This is a genomic window from Burkholderiales bacterium (genome assembly GCA_013695435.1).
In the GTDB taxonomy this organism is placed as follows: domain Bacteria; phylum Pseudomonadota; class Gammaproteobacteria; order Burkholderiales; family JACMKV01; genus JACMKV01.
In genome coordinates this window covers 1-18389 of sequence record JACDAM010000092.1, presented here as the reverse complement: position 1 = coordinate 18389, position 18389 = coordinate 1, and the positions used below count along the sequence as shown (strand labels likewise).

14 protein-coding genes and 2 pseudogenes are annotated in these 18389 nt (G+C 60.8%); 11 read left to right on the top strand and 5 right to left on the bottom strand.

Features of this window, described 5'->3' with window-relative positions; translation table 11 throughout:
* Positions 1-16 precede the first annotated feature (16 nt).
* Positions 17-337, top strand: coding sequence for a hypothetical protein (locus tag H0V78_05485; protein ID MBA2351242.1), 321 nt, complete (start codon positions 17-19; stop codon positions 335-337).
* A 12-nt stretch (positions 338-349) separates the two neighbouring features.
* Here H0V78_05485 and H0V78_05480 read toward each other — a convergent pair whose 3' ends face one another.
* Entirely contained in the window at positions 350-2056 is a 1707-nt protein-coding gene (locus H0V78_05480; protein MBA2351241.1) for a glycoside hydrolase, read from the bottom strand.
* A gap of 4 nt (positions 2057-2060) precedes the next feature.
* A complete protein-coding gene (glgC, locus tag H0V78_05475) occupies positions 2061-3332 on the bottom strand; it encodes a glucose-1-phosphate adenylyltransferase (protein MBA2351240.1) in 1272 nt (423 codons plus the stop codon).
* 176 nt (positions 3333-3508) lie between these two features.
* Here glgC and glgB point away from each other — a divergent pair, with 176 nt between their 5' ends.
* Positions 3509-5707 carry a 1,4-alpha-glucan branching protein GlgB gene (glgB, locus tag H0V78_05470; protein MBA2351239.1) on the top strand — a complete coding sequence of 733 codons (2199 nt, stop codon included), beginning with the start codon at positions 3509-3511 and terminating at the stop codon, positions 5705-5707.
* Positions 5708-5851: 144 nt separating this feature from the next.
* Here glgB and H0V78_05465 read toward each other — a convergent pair whose 3' ends face one another.
* Positions 5852-6439 (bottom strand): DUF1772 domain-containing protein, encoded by a 588-nt coding sequence (locus H0V78_05465; protein ID MBA2351238.1) that lies wholly within the window; start codon positions 6437-6439, stop codon positions 5852-5854.
* Between the two features lie 16 nt (positions 6440-6455).
* A complete protein-coding gene (locus tag H0V78_05460) occupies positions 6456-7178 on the bottom strand; it encodes a YebC/PmpR family DNA-binding transcriptional regulator (protein ID MBA2351237.1) in 723 nt (240 codons plus the stop codon).
* 94 nt (positions 7179-7272) lie between these two features.
* Between H0V78_05460 and H0V78_05455 the strand changes: the two genes are divergently transcribed.
* Both H0V78_05455 and H0V78_05450 read left to right on the top strand, forming a co-directional pair.
* On the top strand, positions 7273-8793 hold the full coding sequence (locus H0V78_05455; GenBank protein MBA2351236.1) for a DUF853 family protein: 1521 nt from the start codon (positions 7273-7275) through the stop codon (positions 8791-8793).
* Between the two features lie 164 nt (positions 8794-8957).
* Positions 8958-11765, top strand: a complete 2808-nt coding sequence (locus tag H0V78_05450; protein MBA2351235.1) for a diguanylate cyclase — start codon at positions 8958-8960, stop codon at positions 11763-11765.
* 58 nt (positions 11766-11823) lie between these two features.
* Here the strand turns inward: H0V78_05450 and rsmI are convergent, their stop codons facing one another.
* On the bottom strand, positions 11824-12684 hold the full coding sequence (rsmI, locus tag H0V78_05445; protein ID MBA2351234.1) for a 16S rRNA (cytidine(1402)-2'-O)-methyltransferase: 861 nt from the start codon (positions 12682-12684) through the stop codon (positions 11824-11826).
* Here rsmI and H0V78_05440 point away from each other — a divergent pair.
* The 7 genes and pseudogenes from H0V78_05440 to H0V78_05410 all read left to right on the top strand — a co-directional run bounded on the left by H0V78_05440 (position 12679) and on the right by H0V78_05410 (position 18234).
* Positions 12679-13881, top strand: coding sequence for a penicillin-binding protein activator (locus H0V78_05440; GenBank protein ID MBA2351233.1), 1203 nt, complete (start codon positions 12679-12681; stop codon positions 13879-13881). The genes rsmI and H0V78_05440 overlap by 6 nt on opposite strands.
* Positions 13882-13909: 28 nt before the next feature.
* Positions 13910-14287 (top strand): YraN family protein, encoded by a 378-nt coding sequence (locus H0V78_05435; protein ID MBA2351232.1) that lies wholly within the window; start codon positions 13910-13912, stop codon positions 14285-14287.
* A gap of 67 nt (positions 14288-14354) precedes the next feature.
* Positions 14355-14945, top strand: coding sequence for a phosphoheptose isomerase (locus H0V78_05430; GenBank protein MBA2351231.1), 591 nt, complete (start codon positions 14355-14357; stop codon positions 14943-14945).
* A complete protein-coding gene (locus tag H0V78_05425; protein MBA2351230.1) occupies positions 14945-15517 on the top strand; it encodes a BON domain-containing protein in 573 nt (190 codons plus the stop codon). The genes H0V78_05430 and H0V78_05425 overlap by 1 nt, the downstream gene beginning before the upstream one ends.
* A gap of 174 nt (positions 15518-15691) precedes the next feature.
* Positions 15692-17059 (top strand): Eco57I restriction-modification methylase domain-containing protein, encoded by a 1368-nt coding sequence (locus tag H0V78_05420; protein ID MBA2351229.1) that lies wholly within the window; start codon positions 15692-15694, stop codon positions 17057-17059.
* A pseudogene (locus tag H0V78_05415) lies at positions 17056-18014 on the top strand (restriction endonuclease). The gene H0V78_05420 and the pseudogene H0V78_05415 overlap by 4 nt, the downstream one beginning before the upstream one ends.
* 52 nt (positions 18015-18066) lie before the next feature.
* Positions 18067-18234: pseudogene (locus tag H0V78_05410) on the top strand (ferritin-like domain-containing protein).
* Positions 18235-18389: the final 155 nt, after the last annotated feature.

The window sequence follows — 18389 nt, the reverse complement described above, 5'->3', positions numbered from 1 at the left end:
GGTCTGGCTCATGGCGATGACTCTGTGGCTGCCCTTCATCGACACCGCGAAAAGCTATCGCTCGACGTTTGTATCTCTGAAGCAAAGCTTGCCTGCCGGCTGGCAATGCATCGCAAGCCAGGGTATAGGCGAATCGCAGCGCGCGATGCTGCATTATTTCGCGGACGTCGTGACGCGCCGCATCGAGCGGGCAGGCGATACCGGAGGATGTGAATTGCTCCTAGTCCAGACCACCGCAAGCGACCAGGATTCCCCGGGCGACGCGTGGCGGAAAATCTGGGAGGGCCAGCGGCCGGGCGAGCGTCACGAACGCTATCGGCTTTACCGGCGGACATAGAGTAGAGATAGCCTACGACGTGCGCCGCATCGTGCCGCCGGCTTCGGGCCGGCCGCCGCCGCGGCTGATCGGTTCGGCAAGTTGCGCCGGCACCGGCAATTTCAGCAAGCGATACAGATTGGCGATTTTGCCGCGGAACAGGCGGTCGAAGCTGGCGACGCTTTGCTGCGGATTGTAATCGCCGAACCACCAGAACCAGTCCGAGCTTTCGCAATCGGCAAGCTGGCGCTCGGCGGCTTCGCGTTCGGCATCAGCCAGGCTGCCGTTGGCGAGCGCCAGATCGTAGCTTTGCTTGGCCTCGCACAACAAATCCCACGCGTGATTCTTGTCGTGGTCGCCGATCCAGGTCGAAAACGTGCCGTAGACCCAGCTTCCCGCGCACAAGGAGGGAAGCTCGGCGGGGCGCCGGCTGCCTTTGCGCGTGAGGTAGTCACGATAGGTTGTGGTGCGAATAGCCGTGTGGTTTTGCAGGATTTCGTATAGCTCGCTCAGAAAATAATGGCCGTTATAGGGATAGTATTCCCAGGCGTTTTCGCCATCCAGGATCACGCTGACCAGCGGCGCGGTTTCGCCCTTTGTACGCCGCACGATGTCATCGAGCTCGCGCACGAAATCGAGTGCGCCGTCGCGGCCGTGCCACCTGCGGTATTCGAATCCGATCAGGTCGGACAAGCGGTCGTCGCGAAAAAAACAGGTCGGCCGATCGGCGCCGCGCAAGCGGTAAGGCCGATATAGCCAATCACTGCGCCGCCGCGCGGAGGCAGCGGTGTTTTTTGGCGACACCCGCAAGCTGTTGGCGAGCGTCTTTTCGCCGCCGGCGACCCACGACACCCCTGATTCGGCGAGGACTTCAAGCAGTTCCGACGAAAGCGCGCCTTCAGCCGGCCATACCCCAGCCGGCGCTGCGCCGAAACGCCGCGTATGGCCGGTCATCGCGGACGCGATGTGCGCGGCGACGCGCGAACGGCCACCGGGATATCTGGCGGCTTGCGGCAGCCTGATGTCGGGAAGAGCCTCCCGCGCGGTCGCGAAATCGATCAGCAGCGGCGCCAGCGGATGGCCATGCGGGGTCATCGACAACTCGATCTGCCCGCTTTCCGCGAGCGCCTTGTAGCGCGGGATTAGCCCCTCGATGAGGCGCCCGATTTCTTCGAACAACTGACTGCGATCCGCATGATCGTACCCGGCGCCTTGCGCCATCAGGCGGGAAATGGTTTCGGAATTCCGGCGCGCCGATTCGCCGGTCCATGACAGGTGATACCAGATCAGGAGGTCGGACAGGTATTGCGCCGACAGGTAATGCAACGCGCCTTCGCCTTCGGCGGCGAGCGTCCGATAGACCGCCTGCAGCCGGCGATAGGGCGGAAACGGCTCGATCATGGTTTCCTGATTGCTGCGGAAACAACTTTCGAAAATCAGGCGGCGCTGGTCGGCGGTGAGAGCCGTAAGGTCGGGCGCGGCCAGCAGTCGCAACAGCGGATCGCGTAGCCGGCCGCTCGCGAACTGGTCGGCGTAATCCTCGATCTGGTCGAGCAGCACCGGCACCAGATTGACGACCGCATGCACACCGGGATGCCGCTCGAGATGCCACGCCATGTCGGTGTAATCCTTCATCGCGTGCAGGTACACCCACGGCAGGGAAAATTCGCCGCTCGCATGATCGCGATAGTCGGGCTGGTGCAGATGCCAGAGGAGAACGAGATCGAGTTTTTTATCCATCCCGCTAGCGCAACTGAGGGGCGCGCTGGCCCAGCATGTCGGGCGTAATCAGGGTGATGCCGCGCTCTGTCACGTGAAAGCGTTTTCGGTCGTGTTCGGCGTCGACGCCGACGGTCAATCCTTCGGGAAGCTTGCAGCGGCGATCGACGATGACGCGCTTCAAGATGACATGGCGGCCGACATCGACGTTCGGCAGGATCACCGAATCTTCTATCTGGCTGTAACTGTTGACGCGCACGTCGGAAAACAGCAGCGAGCGGCGCACCGTCGCGCCGCTGATGATGCAGCCGCCGGATACCAGCGAATCGATCGCCATGCCGCGCCGCGTGTCGTCGTCGAACACGAACTTGGCCGGAGGCAACTGCTCCTGGTGGGTCCAGATCGGCCAATCCTGGTCGTACATGTTCAGGTCCGGCGTGACCTTGGTCAGTTCCATGTTGGCTTCCCAGTAGGCATCGATTGTGCCGACGTCGCGCCAGTACGGCACGCCGCCGACTTTATGCACGCAACTGTCGGCAAACGGCTGGGCAAACACGCGATAGCGCGACATGATGTGCGGGATGATGTCTTTGCCGAAATCGTGGCTGGAATGCGGGTCGTCGGCATCGCGGATCAGTTGCTCGTACAGGAAAGCCGCGTTGAACACATAAATGCCCATGCTGGCGAGCGCAATGGCGGGATTTCCGGGCACATGCGGCGGGCTGGCTGGTTTTTCGAGGAACGCGGAGACGCGCCACTTCTCATCGACCGCCATCACGCCAAACGACGCCGCGTCGGCTACCGGAACTTCAAGGCAGGCGATCGTCGCATCGGCCGTTTTTGCCACATGGAACGCGAGCAGCCTTCCGTAGTCCATCTTGTAGACGTGATCGCCGGCCAGAATCAGCAGATAATCCGGCTTGTAGTCGCGCAGGATGTCCAGATTCTGGAACACCGCGTCGGCGGTGCCGCGATACCAGCTTTCCTCGACGCGTTGCTGCGCCGGCAGCACATCGACGAATTCCTTGACGCGGCCATCGAGGAAACTCCAGCCGCGCTGGATGTGTTGAATCAGGCTTTGCGCTTTATATTGCGTGGCAACGCCGATGCGGCGTATGCCCGAATTCACGCAATTGGAGAGCGGGAAATCGATGATGCGGAATTTGCCGCCGAACGGCACCGCAGGCTTGGCGCGCCAGGCGGTCAACTGGTTGAGCCGGGTGCCGCGGCCGCCGGCCAGCACGATGGCGTAAGTGTTCTTGGTGATGCGGCTGACAAAGCGCAGCGAATCCCGCAAAGGGTCGCGAAGTGGATCGGGCTGCAAGGTCGACGACGAATCCGGCTGCGAACCCGGAACAGAATCCGAGGTTAGATTATTAGGCAAAACGGCAGGCGACTCCGTGGCTTTGTTGAGGAACCGCGACCGCGCCGGCGACGCGATCGGGCCATACGATCAGTTACAGAGACGAACTTATGAAACACGAGACCCCCCCGAAAGTCAATCCGCGTAACGCGCTGATCGAACCCTTGCTGCAAGCGCGGCTCAGCGATCCCTTCAGTTACCTGGGCGCGCGCGACGAGGGTTCCCGGCATCTGGTTCGAGTATTCAATCCTTATGCAGAGCGCATGTGGCTGGAAATCGAGCAAGGCGGCGATCACCACGCCGAGCCGATGACGCGCATCCACGCCGATGGCATTTTCGAATGGCGCGGCAACCTGCCGCCGCCGTCGCCGTACAAATTGCGTTCGGAGCAAGGCGGCGCGGTCTGGGCCGGTTACGATGCGTATGCGTTTCCGCCCGGTCTGTCCGATCATGATCTGTATCTGTTCAACGAAGGCCGGCTGCATCAGGCCTACCGTCTGCTCGGTTCGCATGCGGTCGAGATGAACGGCATCGCCGGCATCCGCTATGCCGTGTGGGCGCCGAATGCCGAGCGCGTCAGCATTGTCGGCGACTTCAACCGCTGGGATGGCCGCGTTCATCCGATGCGCGCGCACGGAGCTAGCGGCGTCTGGGAACTTTTCATCCCGGGGCTCGCGGTCGGCGCATTGTACAAGTATGAAATTCGCAACCGGTCCGGCGCGATCTTCGTGAAAACCGATCCCTACGCGCAAGGATTCGAGTTGCGTCCGAGTACGGCGGCGCGCTCGGCCGAGATCGGCCACCACCAATGGGGCGACAGTGACTGGATGACGCGCCGCGCGAATTGGGACTGGCTGCATGCGCCGATCAACGTTTACGAAGTTCACGCGGGCTCGTGGCGCCGTCATCCCGACGGCCGCTTCTACACGTATCGCGATCTCGCCGAGCATCTCGTGCCCTATGTCGTCGACATGGGCTACACCCACATCGAGTTGATGCCGATATCCGAGCATCCGCTCGATGAATCCTGGGGTTACCAGACGACCGGTTATTTCGCGCCGACCTCGCGCTTCGGTTCTCCCGATGATTTGCGCGCCTTTATCGACGCCTGCCACCGCGCAAACATCGGCGTGCTGCTGGACTGGGTTCCCGCGCACTTTCCGCAGGATGCGTTCGCTTTGGCGCGCTTCGACGGCACCGCGTTGTACGAACACGAAGATCCGCGTCTCGGCCTGCACCAGGATTGGGGCACGCACATCTTCAATTATTCGCGCAACGAAGTAAAAAGCTTTTTGCTGTCGAGCGCGCATTACTGGCTCGGCGAATTTCACTTCGATGGCATACGCGTCGATGCTGTCGCTTCCATGCTCTATCTCGATTACTCGCGCAAGGCCGGTGAGTGGTTGCCGAACCGGCACGGCGGCCGCGAGAATCTCGACGCCATCGAATTCCTGCGCGAATTGAATATCATGCTGCACGACGATTTTCCGGGCGCTCTGTCGATCGCGGAGGAATCGACCGCCTGGCCCGGCGTTTCGCGCCCGGTCTACCTCGGCGGTCTCGGCTTTTCATGCAAATGGAATATGGGCTGGATGAACGACACGCTATCGTACATGGCGCACGACCCGATCCATCGCCGCTACAGTCACGACCAACTGACTTTCGGCCAGATATACGCCTATACCGAAAACTTCGTCCTGCCGTTCTCGCACGATGAGGTCGTGCACGGCAAAGGCACGCTGCTCGGCCGCATGCCCGGCGATGTCTGGCAGAAATTCGCCAACGTTCGGCTAATGCTGACGTATCAGATGACCTATGCCGGCAAGAAGCTGAATTTCATGGGCAACGAATTCGCCCAGGGCCGTGAGTGGCAGACGCAATGGGAACTCGAATGGGGCTTATTGGGGCTCGATTGGCACCGTGGCGTGCACCAACTCTCGCGCGATCTGAATCGCCTGTACCGCGAGCTGCCGGCTTTGCATCAACTCGATTTTCAACAGGAAGGTTTCAGCTGGATCGACTGCTGCGATTCCGATCAATCGGTCATCAGCTATCTACGGCGTGCGCGCGACGGCTCGTTCGTCGTCGTCGTCCTGAATTTCACGCCGGTGCCGCGGCCGGGTTACAAGATCGGCGTACCGCGCGCCGGCGTTTATCGTGAAGTATTTAACAGCGATTCGGAATACTACTGCGGCGGCAATCTGGGTAATCGCGGAGCGCTCACCGTTGGATCGGCCTGGATGGGCCTGCCGGAATCGATCGAAATTACTGTACCGCCGCTGGCTGGGGTGATCCTCATCCCGCAATAAGCCGTAGTCGACAGCTGGAAGTCGAACCTGGGTTCCCGATCTTCACCCTGCTGCTTTCGGGCCTGTTCACACATAAATCATGCCCCGCGTTGCCCCAAATCGGGATGATCGCGCGAAGCGGGCCGAAGTGAAGGGTCATTCCCTTCACGAGGGTCCGCGACAAAGTGAGCGCCCGGTTTGGGGGCAACCCGTAGGGGCTTTGGTGTGGCGGGCGCGCTGCGTCGTTGGCCGTTGCTTGCAGGGAATGGCCCTGCGGCGCGCCGTCCGCCTCGCATCGCATCCCGCGAGAGCAAAGCGCGGGGCATGATTTATGTGTGAGCAGGCCCCTAGAAAGATGACAAGCGCGACCAGGCTCAACGCGGTTCTTACCCCATGCAGCGCATTCCATTTTTGCAACAGGCGGCGCGCTTCGGCGGAATCGAGATCGGGCGCCAAGAGCCGCTGGTTGGTCGGCATGATGACCAGAAAAGTGAACGGAACGACAGCGCCCAGGAGGATTGCGCCGATCAACCACCAATAACCCGCGCCCTCGAACCAGGCGATCAGCGCGCAAATCAGGCCGATGACGGCTAACGGCGCCTGCATTCTTGTCGCCCGCTGATAGCTTGGCGCCCACTGCGCCAACGCTACCGTGACGCCACAGGAAACGCGCGCCGGATGTTCAACGAGATTGACGTAGAGCGCCGCGCCGGCGAACAGCGCGCAAGCGAAAGCCGCGAGAAACTGGAAAATTTCCAATTAGCGAAAGTCAGTCGAGCACGGCATTGGTATAAACGTCCTGCACGTCGTCCAGACTCTCCAGCGCGTCGAGCAGCTTTTGCATGCGGGTTGCGTCATCGCCGTTCAGGACCGCCTCATTGGATGGCTTCATCGTGACCTCGGCAAGCTCGGGCTTGAGTCTGGCTTTTTCGAGGGCTTCCTTGACGGCGATGAAATCGTATGGCGCGGTGAGCACTTCAATGCTGCCGTCGTCGTTGCTGATGACGTCGTCGGCGCCGGCTTCGAGCGCGGCTTCCATCAATTTGTTTTCATCGGTGCCCGGCGCGAAAACTAATTGCCCGCAATGCCTGAACAGGAACGCGACCGAGCCGTCGGTGCCGAGGCTGCCGCCGTATTTCACGAACGCATGGCGCACGTCGGCCACCGTGCGCACGCGGTTATCCGTCATGCAATCGACGATCACCGCGGCGCCGGCAATGCCGTAGCCTTCGTAGCGGATTTCCTCGTAGTTCACGCCTTCGAGTTCGCCGGCGCCGCGCTTGATCGCGCGCTCGACATTGTCTTTCGGCATGTTTTGCTCATAGGCTTTGTCGATCGCCAGCCGCAGCCGCGGATTCGAGCCCGAATCGCTGCCGGCAAGCCGCGCCGAAACCGTGATTTCCTTGATCAGGCGCGTGAAAATCTTGCCGCGTTTGGCATCGGTCGCGGCTTTTTTGTGCTTGATATTTGCCCACTTGCTATGGCCAGCCATGCATCCATCCCGAACGTCATGAAGCTCGTAATGTTACCATTTAGAGGTCCCTTTCGCCGGCCGCCGCGCGGCACTTCCTACCACGGAGCACCCCATGCCTGAACCTTTACTGGTCGCAAAGAAAGATCAAACCGAATTGAGCCTGCTGCCTGCACTGGCCAGCCGGCACGGCCTGATTACCGGCGCCACCGGGACCGGCAAAACGATTACCTTGCAGACGCTGGCGCAGGGTTTTTCGAACATTGGGGTGCCGGTATTTCTGGCCGATGTTAAAGGCGATCTCGGCGGGATGGCGTTTCCCGGCGGTGAGCACGCCAAGGTCAACGAGCGCGTCGCGCAGCTCGATCTCGCGGATTTCAAATTCGCCGGCTGCCCGGTCACGTTCTGGGACGTGTTCGGCGAGCTCGGTCATCCGGTGCGCGCGACGGTTTCCGACATGGGGCCGCTTTTGCTCAGCCGGTTGCTGAATCTGAACGATACCCAGCAAGGTGTCTTGACGCTCGCCTTCAAAATCGCCGACGACAACGGCCTGCTGCTGCTTGATCTCAAGGATTTGCGCGCGCTGCTGCAGCATGTCGGCGACAACGCGAAAACCTTCATCACGCAATACGGCAATATCTCGGCCGCCAGCGTCGGCGCGATCCAGCGCGGCGTGCTCGGGCTCGAAGCGCAAGGCGGCGAAAAAGTATTCGGCGAGCCGTCGCTCGATATCACCGATCTGATGCAGACCGGCAATGACGGCCGCGGCATGATCAATATCCTGGCCGCCGAAAAGCTCTACCACTCGCCCAAAGTGTACGCGACCATGCTGCTGTGGCTGCTGTCCGAATTGTTCGAGCACCTGCCGGAAGTCGGCGACCTGGACAAGCCCAAGCTCGTATTCATTTTCGATGAGGCGCATCTGCTTTTTACCGACGCGCCGCCGGCGCTGCTCGAAAAAATCGAGCAAGTCGTGCGCTTGATCCGCTCGAAGGCCGTCGGCGTCTATTTCGTGACGCAGAATCCGCTCGATGTCCCCGACAAGGTGCTCGCGCAACTCGGCAATCGGGTTCAACACGCGTTGCGCGCGTTTACGCCGCGCGATCAAAAAGCGGTCAAAACCGCGGCCACGACCTTGCGCGCCAATCCCAAGCTCGACACCGAAAAAGCGATCACCGAACTCGGCGTCGGCGAAGCGCTGATCTCTTTCCTCGACGAAAAGGGACGGCCTTCGGTGGTCGAGCGCGCGTTTGTCGTGCCGCCCGCCAGCCGCATCGGCCCGGCGACCGCCGCGGAGCGCAAGCAGGTGATGAGCGGTTCGGTGCTCAGCGGTCACTATGAAAAAATCGAAGACCGCGAGTCGGCGTACGAACTGCTCGCGGAGCGCGCAGCGTCGGCGGCAAAAGCAGCCGAGGCGCCGAAAGTCGAGGAGAAATCAGGCGGTGGAAGTCTGTTCGGCGGCGTCCTCTGCAGTGTGCTGGGCGGCTCGGCTCCCGGACCGCGCGGCGGCGCCAGCCGGCAGCGCGCAGGCATAATCGAAGCGGCGGCAACCAGCGCGGCGCGTTCCATCGGCTCCGGCATCGGCCGCCAGATTCTGCGCGGCGTGCTGGGCTCGATCCTGGGCGGCAAGCGCTGAAACTTCGCACCGCCTGGTTCGCGCGCCGCGAATTCACCTGGGGCGCAGTCGCATTCGGCTTTGGCCTCGTTCTCACACTGTGCGTATGGGCGTGGGTCAAGGCGGATCACCGTGTAGCCTCGGCCGAACGGCTGGCCGAACGCGCGCAAGGCATTACCGGGGCAATGCGTGTCCGGCTGGGCGATTACGAATCGTTGCTGTACAGCGCCGCTGCGTTGTTTACCGCCACACCGGGCGTGGAACCCAGCGAATGGCGTTCCTTCGTGCAGGCATTGCAGATCGATAAGCGCTATCCGGGCATTGCGGCGCTTGGCTATGCCGAGCACGTACCCGGCGCAAGCAGGTCCCGCCACGAGGGGCGCGTGCGCAAACAAGGGTTGCCGTCTTACGCGATTACGCCTCCGGGCCAGCGCGACGCCTATGCGCCTGTCATTTTTGTCGAGCCATCCACCCCCGACAATGCGCGCATGGCCGGCTTCGACATGCTCACCGAACCTGCGCGCAGGCAGGCGATACTGAAAGCGCGCGACAGCGCCGGCATCGCAATTTCGGGAAAAGTTGTGCTCGCGGCCGGGAATAAGCAGAGCGCGCAAGGCGGATTCCAGATGGTGTTGCCGGTTTACCGCCGCAATACCGGCGGCGCTACGATAGAACAGCGTCGTGCCGCGCTTAGCGGTTACGTTTATGCGATGGTTGCGCTGGACGCCATGTTGCGGGCCGCGGCAAACGGGGAATCCGCGGCTGTAGAGGCCGGCATTTACGATGGCGGCACAGTTTCCGACGCAACGCGCATGTATCAAAGCACGACGCGTGCGCCATCGGCTGATCCGCTGGCAGAAACGATTTCGAAGCTCGAAATCGACGGCCGCATCTGGACCTTGCATTTCGCTTCGACGCCGCAGTTCGAGGCAGGCGTTGCCGGCAGCAAGTCGCATCTTGTTCTTGTCGTCGGCCTCGTTATCAGCGCTCTACTCGGCGCGCTGGCGTGGATGGCCGTCGCGAAACAGCCGCGCTTTGTCGAGAGTTTCTCCGCGCGTTTGCGAGAGCACCGGCTGTTCGCGGCGCTGTTCCGCCCCCGCCACCGCAACACGCGCAATCGAAGCAACAACGGCGACGGCCATGCCCAGCCGACGCGGCGGAAGTCGATTTTCGATCACGCCGACTGGGGGATGGCGATGATCGGCGATGACCGGCTGCAGGCGGTCAATGCGTCATACGCGGAAATGCACGGCTATGCGATCAAGGAGTTGCTCGGCCAGGCGAAATCCTTCGTGGTTGCGCCTGAAGCTATAGTCGAGTTCAACGCGAACGATCGCCTGGCGCGGCAAAAAGGCAGCCACACGTTTCAATCGATACATGTCCGCAAAGACGGCATGCGATTCCCGGTGCTCGTCGATATCGCCGTGGTGGAGGGCGACGACGGCGAGACGCTGTACCAGGCGATGAATGTCCAGGACATCAGCGAGCGCAAGCTGATCGAACAGCGTCTGGTCGAAAGCACGCAAAGCCTGAAGCTGGTCATGGAATCGGCGCAGATCGGCACGTGGGAACTCGATTTCGAAAGCGGCCACGTCCTCAATTCGGTCGTGCTGTATCGAATTTTCGGTTACGGCGATGCCTTGCCGGACTGGAACTACGATCTGTTCCTGCAGCACGTCCACGCCGGCGATCGCGAAGCCGTGAACGCCGGATTCGAGCGCGCCATGAAAGGGGCCGACATATGGAACTTCGAGTGCCGAATCGTGCGCGCCGATCGCGCCGAAGGATGGATCTGGGGGCGCGGCAACCTGAAGCGGAATCACGCGGGCGGCGCGGCGCGCCTCGTCATCCTGATCGGCGACATCACGGAGCGCCGGCAGGCCGAGAACGAGGTGCGCCGCCTGAACGCCGAACTCGAGCAACGCGTCAGTGAACGCACCGCTCAGTTCGAAGCCGCCAACCGGCAGATCGAGCGCGATTATTCGAATATCCGCCTGCTCAGCGACATGAGCGGCTTGCTGCAATCGTGTTCGACTTCCGGCGAAGCGTACGACGTGATCCGCCGCTCTTGCGCCAAGCTGTTTGCCGGGCAAACCGGTGCACTGTATCTGATGCACGATACGCGCAAATATCTGGGCCGCGAAGCGTCGTGGGGCGACGATACCTTCGATATCTTGTCGGCCGATCAATGCTGGGCTTTGCGCCGCGGCCAGGTCCATCAGGCGCAGGATGCTGCCACCGATCCGATCTGCGAACACGTGCGCGCGCTGCACGCGGCCCCTGATATGCCGCCGCCGTACTTGTGCATTCCGATGACGGCGCACAACGAAATCCTCGGCCTGTTCCACGTCGAATTCGCGCGATCCGCCGCGGCCGGCCCGCTGGCGCCAGTCGATCGCCAGTTCATCATCACATTGAGCGAGCAGATTGCGCTGGCGCTGGCCAATCTGAGATTGCGCGAGTCATTGCGCGAACAATCGATACGCGATCCGCTGACCGGATTGTTCAATCGGCGCTACATGCAGGAAGCATTCCGGCAGGAAATCTCGCGCGCCCAACGCAAAGGCGTCACCCTTGCGATCGTCATGCTCGATGTCGATCACTTCAAGCGCCTGAATGACCAGTTCGGCCACGATGCCGGCGATGTCGTGTTGCAACGGATCGGCGAATTGCTGCAATCGCAGATCCGCGGCGCCGACATCGCCTGCCGCTTCGGCGGCGAGGAATTCGCGCTGCTGCTGTACGAATCACCGCTCGAAGCCGTGCGCCAGCGCGCCGAAAGAATCCGCAGCGCGGTGCGCAGTATGCAGCTTGTACACAAGAATGTGGCGCTCGGAACAGTGACGATTTCGCTCGGCATCGCCGCATTCCCCGAGCACGGCACAGCCGTGGAAACCTTGCTCGCCACCGCCGATCAGGCTTTGTACGCGGCAAAGCACGGTGGACGCGATCGGGTAGCGGTCAGCGGCGAAGGCGAGAGAAGTTCTGAATAAACCGCGCATCGCCGTCATTGCTTCGAAACCTGTCCGGCGTTAGTGCCCCTATCGCGCTCTACGCGTCGTTTTTGATCGTCAGCGCGAGTTGGTAGATGGCGTTGCGTTTTTCTCCCGAAATCCGCGCGGTCAGTGCAACCGCCTGCTTCAGCGGCAACTCGGCGAGCAGCACGCGCAACACGCTCTCACCTTTGCCGCTTCCGGCCGCCGCCGCTGCGCCTGTAACGAGCAGCACGAATTCGCCGCGCTGCCGATTGGCATCATTGTTCAACCAGGCGACCGCTTCGGAAAGTCGGCACGTGTAGACGGTTTCGAACAGCTTGGTCAGTTCGCGCGCGATCGTGATCTCGCGCTCGCCGAGCGCCCCGAATAAATCGGCAACGCATTCGAGCACGCGATGCGGCGCCTCGTAAAAAACCAGCGTGAAGGGCAACGGCTTCAAGGCTTCGAGTTCGCGCCGGCGCGCGGTTTCTTTGGCAGGCAGGAAACCGTAGAAAAGGAATGGCTGCGTCGGTAATCCGGCAGCGCTCACGGCGGCGAGCATCGCATTGGCGCCCGGCACTGGAATCACACGGTAGCCGGCCGCGCGCACCGCTCGCACCAGCAGCCCGCCTGGATCGCTGACCGTTGGCGTGCCGGCATCGCTGACTAGCGCGACCGAGGCGCCCGCAGCGAGCGCTTCGATGATGCGCTCGGTTCCCTGGCGCTCGTTATGCTCGTGCAATGCGACCAGTTTTCCGGGCTTGGCGGAAAAGCCATGCAGTTGCAGCAGATGCGCGGTGTTGCGCGTATCTTCGGCGGCGATCAAATCGACGTTGGCGAGCACGTCGAGCGCGCGCAACGTGATGTCGCGCGCGTTTCCAATCGGTGTTGCGACCACATATAATGTCGACTTTCCAATCGAGTTCGGCTGATGCAACGTTTTCTGCCTTTGCTGACGCTATGCGCAGCGTTGTATGGTTGCACGTCCACGCCGATTATCAGGCCGAGTTCGCCCCCGTTTCCCGCTGAACCGCAAGTGGTCCAGCCGGAGCAGCCGGCACCGGAGATACCCGAAGCCGAAACCGCGCCGCTGTCGGAATACAGCATTCCGCCAGCCGCCGCCGTGCTGCCGGGTTCCGCCAGCAGGAAAAACGCAACCGGCGACATCGCCTTGATCCTGCCGCTGCAATCGCAGTCATTTTCGGCGGCGGCGAAAGCGGTGCACGATGGTTTTGTCGCCGCGCATTCGCTGGCAGGCAAGCGCAGGAATCTGCCGGTCGTCATCTACTCGACCGGCGATCAGGTAGCCGACATTCTGGCCGCGTATGAGCAGGCTGTGCAAGCCGGCAGCAGCATCGTGGTCGGTCCGCTGACGCGAGATGGCGTGACCGCGCTTGCCAACAGCAATGTAGTCAGCGTGCCGACGCTCGCATTGAATATTCCCGAGCGAAACATCCCGATCCCCGACAATCTGTATCTGTTCGGTCTGCAGATCGAAGCCGAGGCGCGTCAGATCGCGCGTCTCGCAATCGGGCAGGGCAAGCGCAGCGCGTTGACGGTCAGCGGCGATACGGCGCTGTCGCGGCGCATCCATCTTGCGTTTCTCGCCGAGTGGAACAAACTCGGCGGGACGATTATCGACCAGTTCCGCTACTCGACTGATCCGAATGAGCTGGCGCGTTTGCGCAGCGCGGCGACGAGCGGCAATGCCGACATGGTTTTTCTCGCCGTCGAATTCCAGAAAGCGCGCGTGGTGCGGCCGTATCTCGATATCGAAATTCCGGTTTATGCAACGTCCCAGGTGTTCAATGGTGGCGCCGATTCGCTGGCCAATTTCGATTTGAATGGCGTGCGCTTCGTCGATATGCCGTGGCTGCTGCAGGCCGATCATCCGGCGGTCATGGTCTATCCGCGGCCGCAAGGCGCCACTTCGATGGATCTTGAACGGCTTTATGCGCTGGGCGTCGATGCGTTTCGCATCGCCCAATACCTGGCGCAGCCCGATAGCGGCAGTCCAATCATAGATGGCGTGACGGGCAGGATAACGCTGGAAGCCAATCACCAGTTCGTGCGCGAATTGAGCCAGGCCCAGTTCGATCAAGGCAATGCCCTCGTCATCGATCCGAAGCGATGATGAGCGTGGGCGATCGCGACGGTGATAAATGGTTCGAGGTTTGATCGCAGCCACGGCAACAAGCGCCGGCGCAGAGGCCGAACATGCGGCTGCGGATTTCCTGAAGCAGCAAGGCCTGATCCTGCTCGAGCAAAACTTTCGCAGCCGCTATGGTGAAATCGATCTGATCTTTCGCCATGGCAAAACCCTGGTGTTCGTGGAAGTCCGGCTGCGCCGCAATCCGCATTTCGGCAACGCGGCGGAAAGCATTACCTTTTCGAAGCAGCGCAAGCTCGTGCGCACCGCGCAATTTTTCCTGACCGACCGCGGCATGAATCGGCAAGCGTGCGCATGCCGTTTCGACGCAGTGTTGTTCGGCGGGCCGGACATCGAATGGATTCAGAACGCGTTTGATGCCTGCGTTTGATGCTGCTCTCGATGCGCACGTCAGTTTTTCGCTTCCTCCCGGCTTTCGGCTTCTTCGCATTCGTTCCATGGATTTGATCAGCCGCATCACAGGGCACTTTTCGGCAAGCGCCCAACTCAAACTGCGCGTGGCCGACGCGTTGGCAATCCCTATCCAGACTGCCGCCGAACGCATGGTCCGCTGCTTGCGAAGCGACCGCAAGATCCTGAGTTGCGGAAACGGCGGTTCGGCCGCGGATTCACAACACTTCGCCGCCGAAATGCTGAATCGTTTCGAAATGGAGCGCCCCGGGCTTGCCGCTTTCGCACTGACGACGGACAGCTCGACCTTGACGTCGATCGCCAACGATTTCGATTTTTCCGAAGTGTTCTCCAAGCAGGTGCGCGCCCTGGGCCAAAGCGGCGATTTGCTGCTCGCGATTTCGACCAGCGGCAATTCCGGCAATGTCGTCGAAGCGGTGCGCGCCGCCCATGAACGGAAAATGGACGTGATCGCCCTGACCGGCAAAAACGGCGGCGCAATGGCCGGCCTGATGGCGGACGGCGATATCCAGATTTGCGTGCCGGCTTCCAGCACCGCGCGCATCCAGGAAGTCCATCTGCTCACCCTGCATTGCCTGTGCGATGCGGTCGATTGCCTCTTACTGGGAGTTGATTAATGCGTAATCTCGTTTTGCTTGCCACACTCGCACTTGTTCCCGTGCTCGGCGGTTGTATTCCATTGCTCGTCGGCGGCGCCGCGACCACCGGCGTTCTGGTTGCCGCGGACAGGCGCAGCGTCGGGTCGGTTACTGAAGACCAGGAAATCGAACTCAAAGTCGCCGAGCGCGTGCGCGACAGCTATCAAGACAGAATCCATATCAACGCGACCAGCTATAACCGCATCGTGCTCCTGACCGGCGAGGTGCCGAGCGCGGCGATCAAGGCCGAAATCGAAAAGACCGTCGCGTCGATCAACAACGTGCGCGGCGTCCACAATGAAATCGCGGTCAGCGAGACCACCAGTACCTTGTCGAATCGCGCGCACGACAGTTTTGTCACCTCGAAGGTCAAGGCGCGCTTCGTCGATGCCGCCAAGTTCCAGCCGAATCACGTCAAAGTCGTGACCGAGCGCGGTGTCGTCTATCTGCTCGGTCTGGTGACGCGGGAGGAAGCGGAGCAGGCAGTCGAGATCGCCCGCACGACCAGCGACGTGAAAAGAGTGGTGAAGCTTTTTCAGTACATCCAGTAGCGCCGGGTTTGCCGGGGCTGGTTATCGGCAAGCGAGTTGGTCGGACGCGGAACAGGAGCGATCGGTTTGCTAGGCGATATTGACAAGACAAGACTCCGCATATCCGCGGAAACTGAAGCGAAGAAGAAATCGCAGTTCGGGCAGTTTCTGACGCCGGCCACGACCGCCCGCTTCATGGCGAGTCTGTTCGCCGAAAGCACTTTGCCGGTATGTCGTCTTCTCGATCCCGGCGCTGGAATCGGTTCCCTTGCAAATGCTTTTCTTGAACGGTGGGTTGCCGGTGGATTCGGCTTCAAATCAGTTGGGCTAACTGCTTGCGAGATTGACGCCGGGCTCCGGGAGATTTTGCTTCGGACAATGGCTCTATATGAGACAAAAGCGCCGTTTGCCTGCGACATCGTCCCGGGCGATTTCATCGAGGACGCTGTAAATCGGCTCCAGTTCAGCACTGCCGGTAAATTCACGCACGCGATTATCAACCCACCCTACAAGAAGATAAATACGCAGTCACATCACCGGCTTCTACTCAGGCAAGTAGGGATCGAAACAGTCAACCTCTATTCTGCCTTCGTGGCGCTTGCGCTCGCGTTGCTGTGCCCAGGCGGGCAGCTTGTCGCCATCGTTCCGCGCAGCTTCTGCAACGGCCCATACTACCGGCCCTTTCGAGCGTTCATATTGGAACGTGCCGCCATTCGGCACCTGCATTTGTTCGCATCGCGCGATATGGCGTTCAAGGACGATGACGTGCTGCAAGAGAACGTGATCATCATGCTCGAACGAGATGGCGAGCAAGAGAACGTGATGGTTTCAACTTCTACGGATGACCGGTTCGACGACTACAGCATTCACCAACATGCGTTCGACAGAATCGTGTTTCCGAATGATCCGGACCGCTTTGTCCATGTTCCCGCATCCACCGGGCAAAGCGTCATCGAACTAAGCGCCGCGATTCGCTATACCCTCAACGAAATCGGCGTAATGGTCTCGACTGGCCCTGTCGTCGATTTCCGATTGAGAGAACACATACGCCAATCGCCGGAGGCGGAAAGCGTCCCGCTGCTCTACCCTGTGCACTTCTCAGGCAGGGCCGTAGCGTGGCCGAAGGAAGACCTCAAGAAAGCTAACGCCATCCACCGCAACGCCGACACCGAGAAATGGCTCTACCCGGCTGGTTTCTATACTGTAGTGCGCCGGTTTTCTTCCAAGGAAGAGCGGCGTCGGATTATGGCCAGCGTTGTGGATCCAAAAGCATTCCCGGGCGCGACCGCCTTTGGCTTCGAGAATCACCTTAACGTCTTTCACGAGCGCAGAAACGGCCTTCCAGCAGCGCTCGCACATGGGCTAGCCGTGTTCCTCAATACTACTGCGGTTGATGACCATTTTCGACGATTCAGTGGTCATACCCAGGTGAACGCCGCCGACCTTAGGGCCATGAAGTATCCGAGCCGCGAAGCCCTTCTGAAACTCGGAAAGTGGGCCATGAAGAACGGCGAGCTATCCCAAGCCATGATTGACGAACAGCTCGCCGACGTGAGCGCATGACCAAGGGAGGAAAGAATTACATCACGGACGCCAAAAAAATCCTCGTCTCGCTCGGTCTGCCACGCGCGCAGCAGAACGAGCGTTCGGCACTCTGCCTGTTGGCGCTCCTGAACTTGACGCGCGGCAAGCCTTGGAGTGAATCAGAGAATCCACTCATCGGAATTACCCCAATCATGGATTGGGCACGCGAGCACTACCGAAAAGATTACGCACCGAACACTCGTGAGACCGTGCGGCGGCAGACGATGCATCAATTCGTGGATGCAGGCATCGCTCTCTACAATCCGGACGACGCGGCACGGCCAGTAAACAGCCCGAAGCCGTCTATCAGATTGAGCCTGCGGCATTGACGCTGTTGCGCACCTACGGCGCCACCGAATGGCATGACAGCCTGACGGGCTACCTCGCGAAACGCCAGACGCTCGCTGCTCGGTACGCACGCGTGCGCGAGCAGAACAGAATCCCGGTGCAAGTCGCGCCGGGACAGAAGATCCATCTGACACCCGGTGACCACAGCGAACTTATTAAGGCCGTGATCGAAGACTTCGCTTCGCGGTTCGTTCCGGGAGGTGTGCTTATTTACGCGGGGGAGACAGGCGTCAAGTGGGGCTACTTCGATGCAGTGTCGCTCGCTGACTTGGGCGTGAATGTTGAGGCGCACGGCAAGATGCCGGACGTGGTAATCCATTACCCTGAACGAAATTGGCTGCTATTGGTGGAGTCGGTCACGAGCCATGGCCCAGTCGACGGGAAACGTCACGAGGAGCTGGCTCGCCTGTTCGCCACATCAAAGGCAGGGCTTGTCTACGTAACAGCTTTCCCGAACCGGTCCCTCATGAGCCGTTACCTTGGCGAAATCGCTTGGGAAACTGAAGTCTGGGTTGCTGACGCACCCTCGCACCTAATCCACTTCAATGGAGCCAGGTTCCTTGGGCCGCACCCATCAGCGCCCTGATAACCATATGCGCACAAGTGCGCAAACAAGGGTTGTTGCGGGGATGTAATCGATGCTCTATCCGGGTTTACTCAAATCGCTCGAAAAAGCGCGCTGGAACATGGCGGACGATGTGCCGCGGGATCAGTTCGACGCCGCCAGGCTGACGGTGAAGATGAACGCGATCACCGAATGGTCGGCGCTGCCGGCCACCGAAATGTTCTTGCGCGACAATCGGCATGTCTAGCGCAATGTCGGACGCATCCTCGTTCGCGCCGGCATTCGAGCAAAAGATTTTGCAGCGAGCATCGATCGCGGAATTCCTGATCAAAGCCGTGCGACCGCTGGTATTCACGAACGGCTGTTTCGATATTTTGCACCGTGGCCACGTTACCT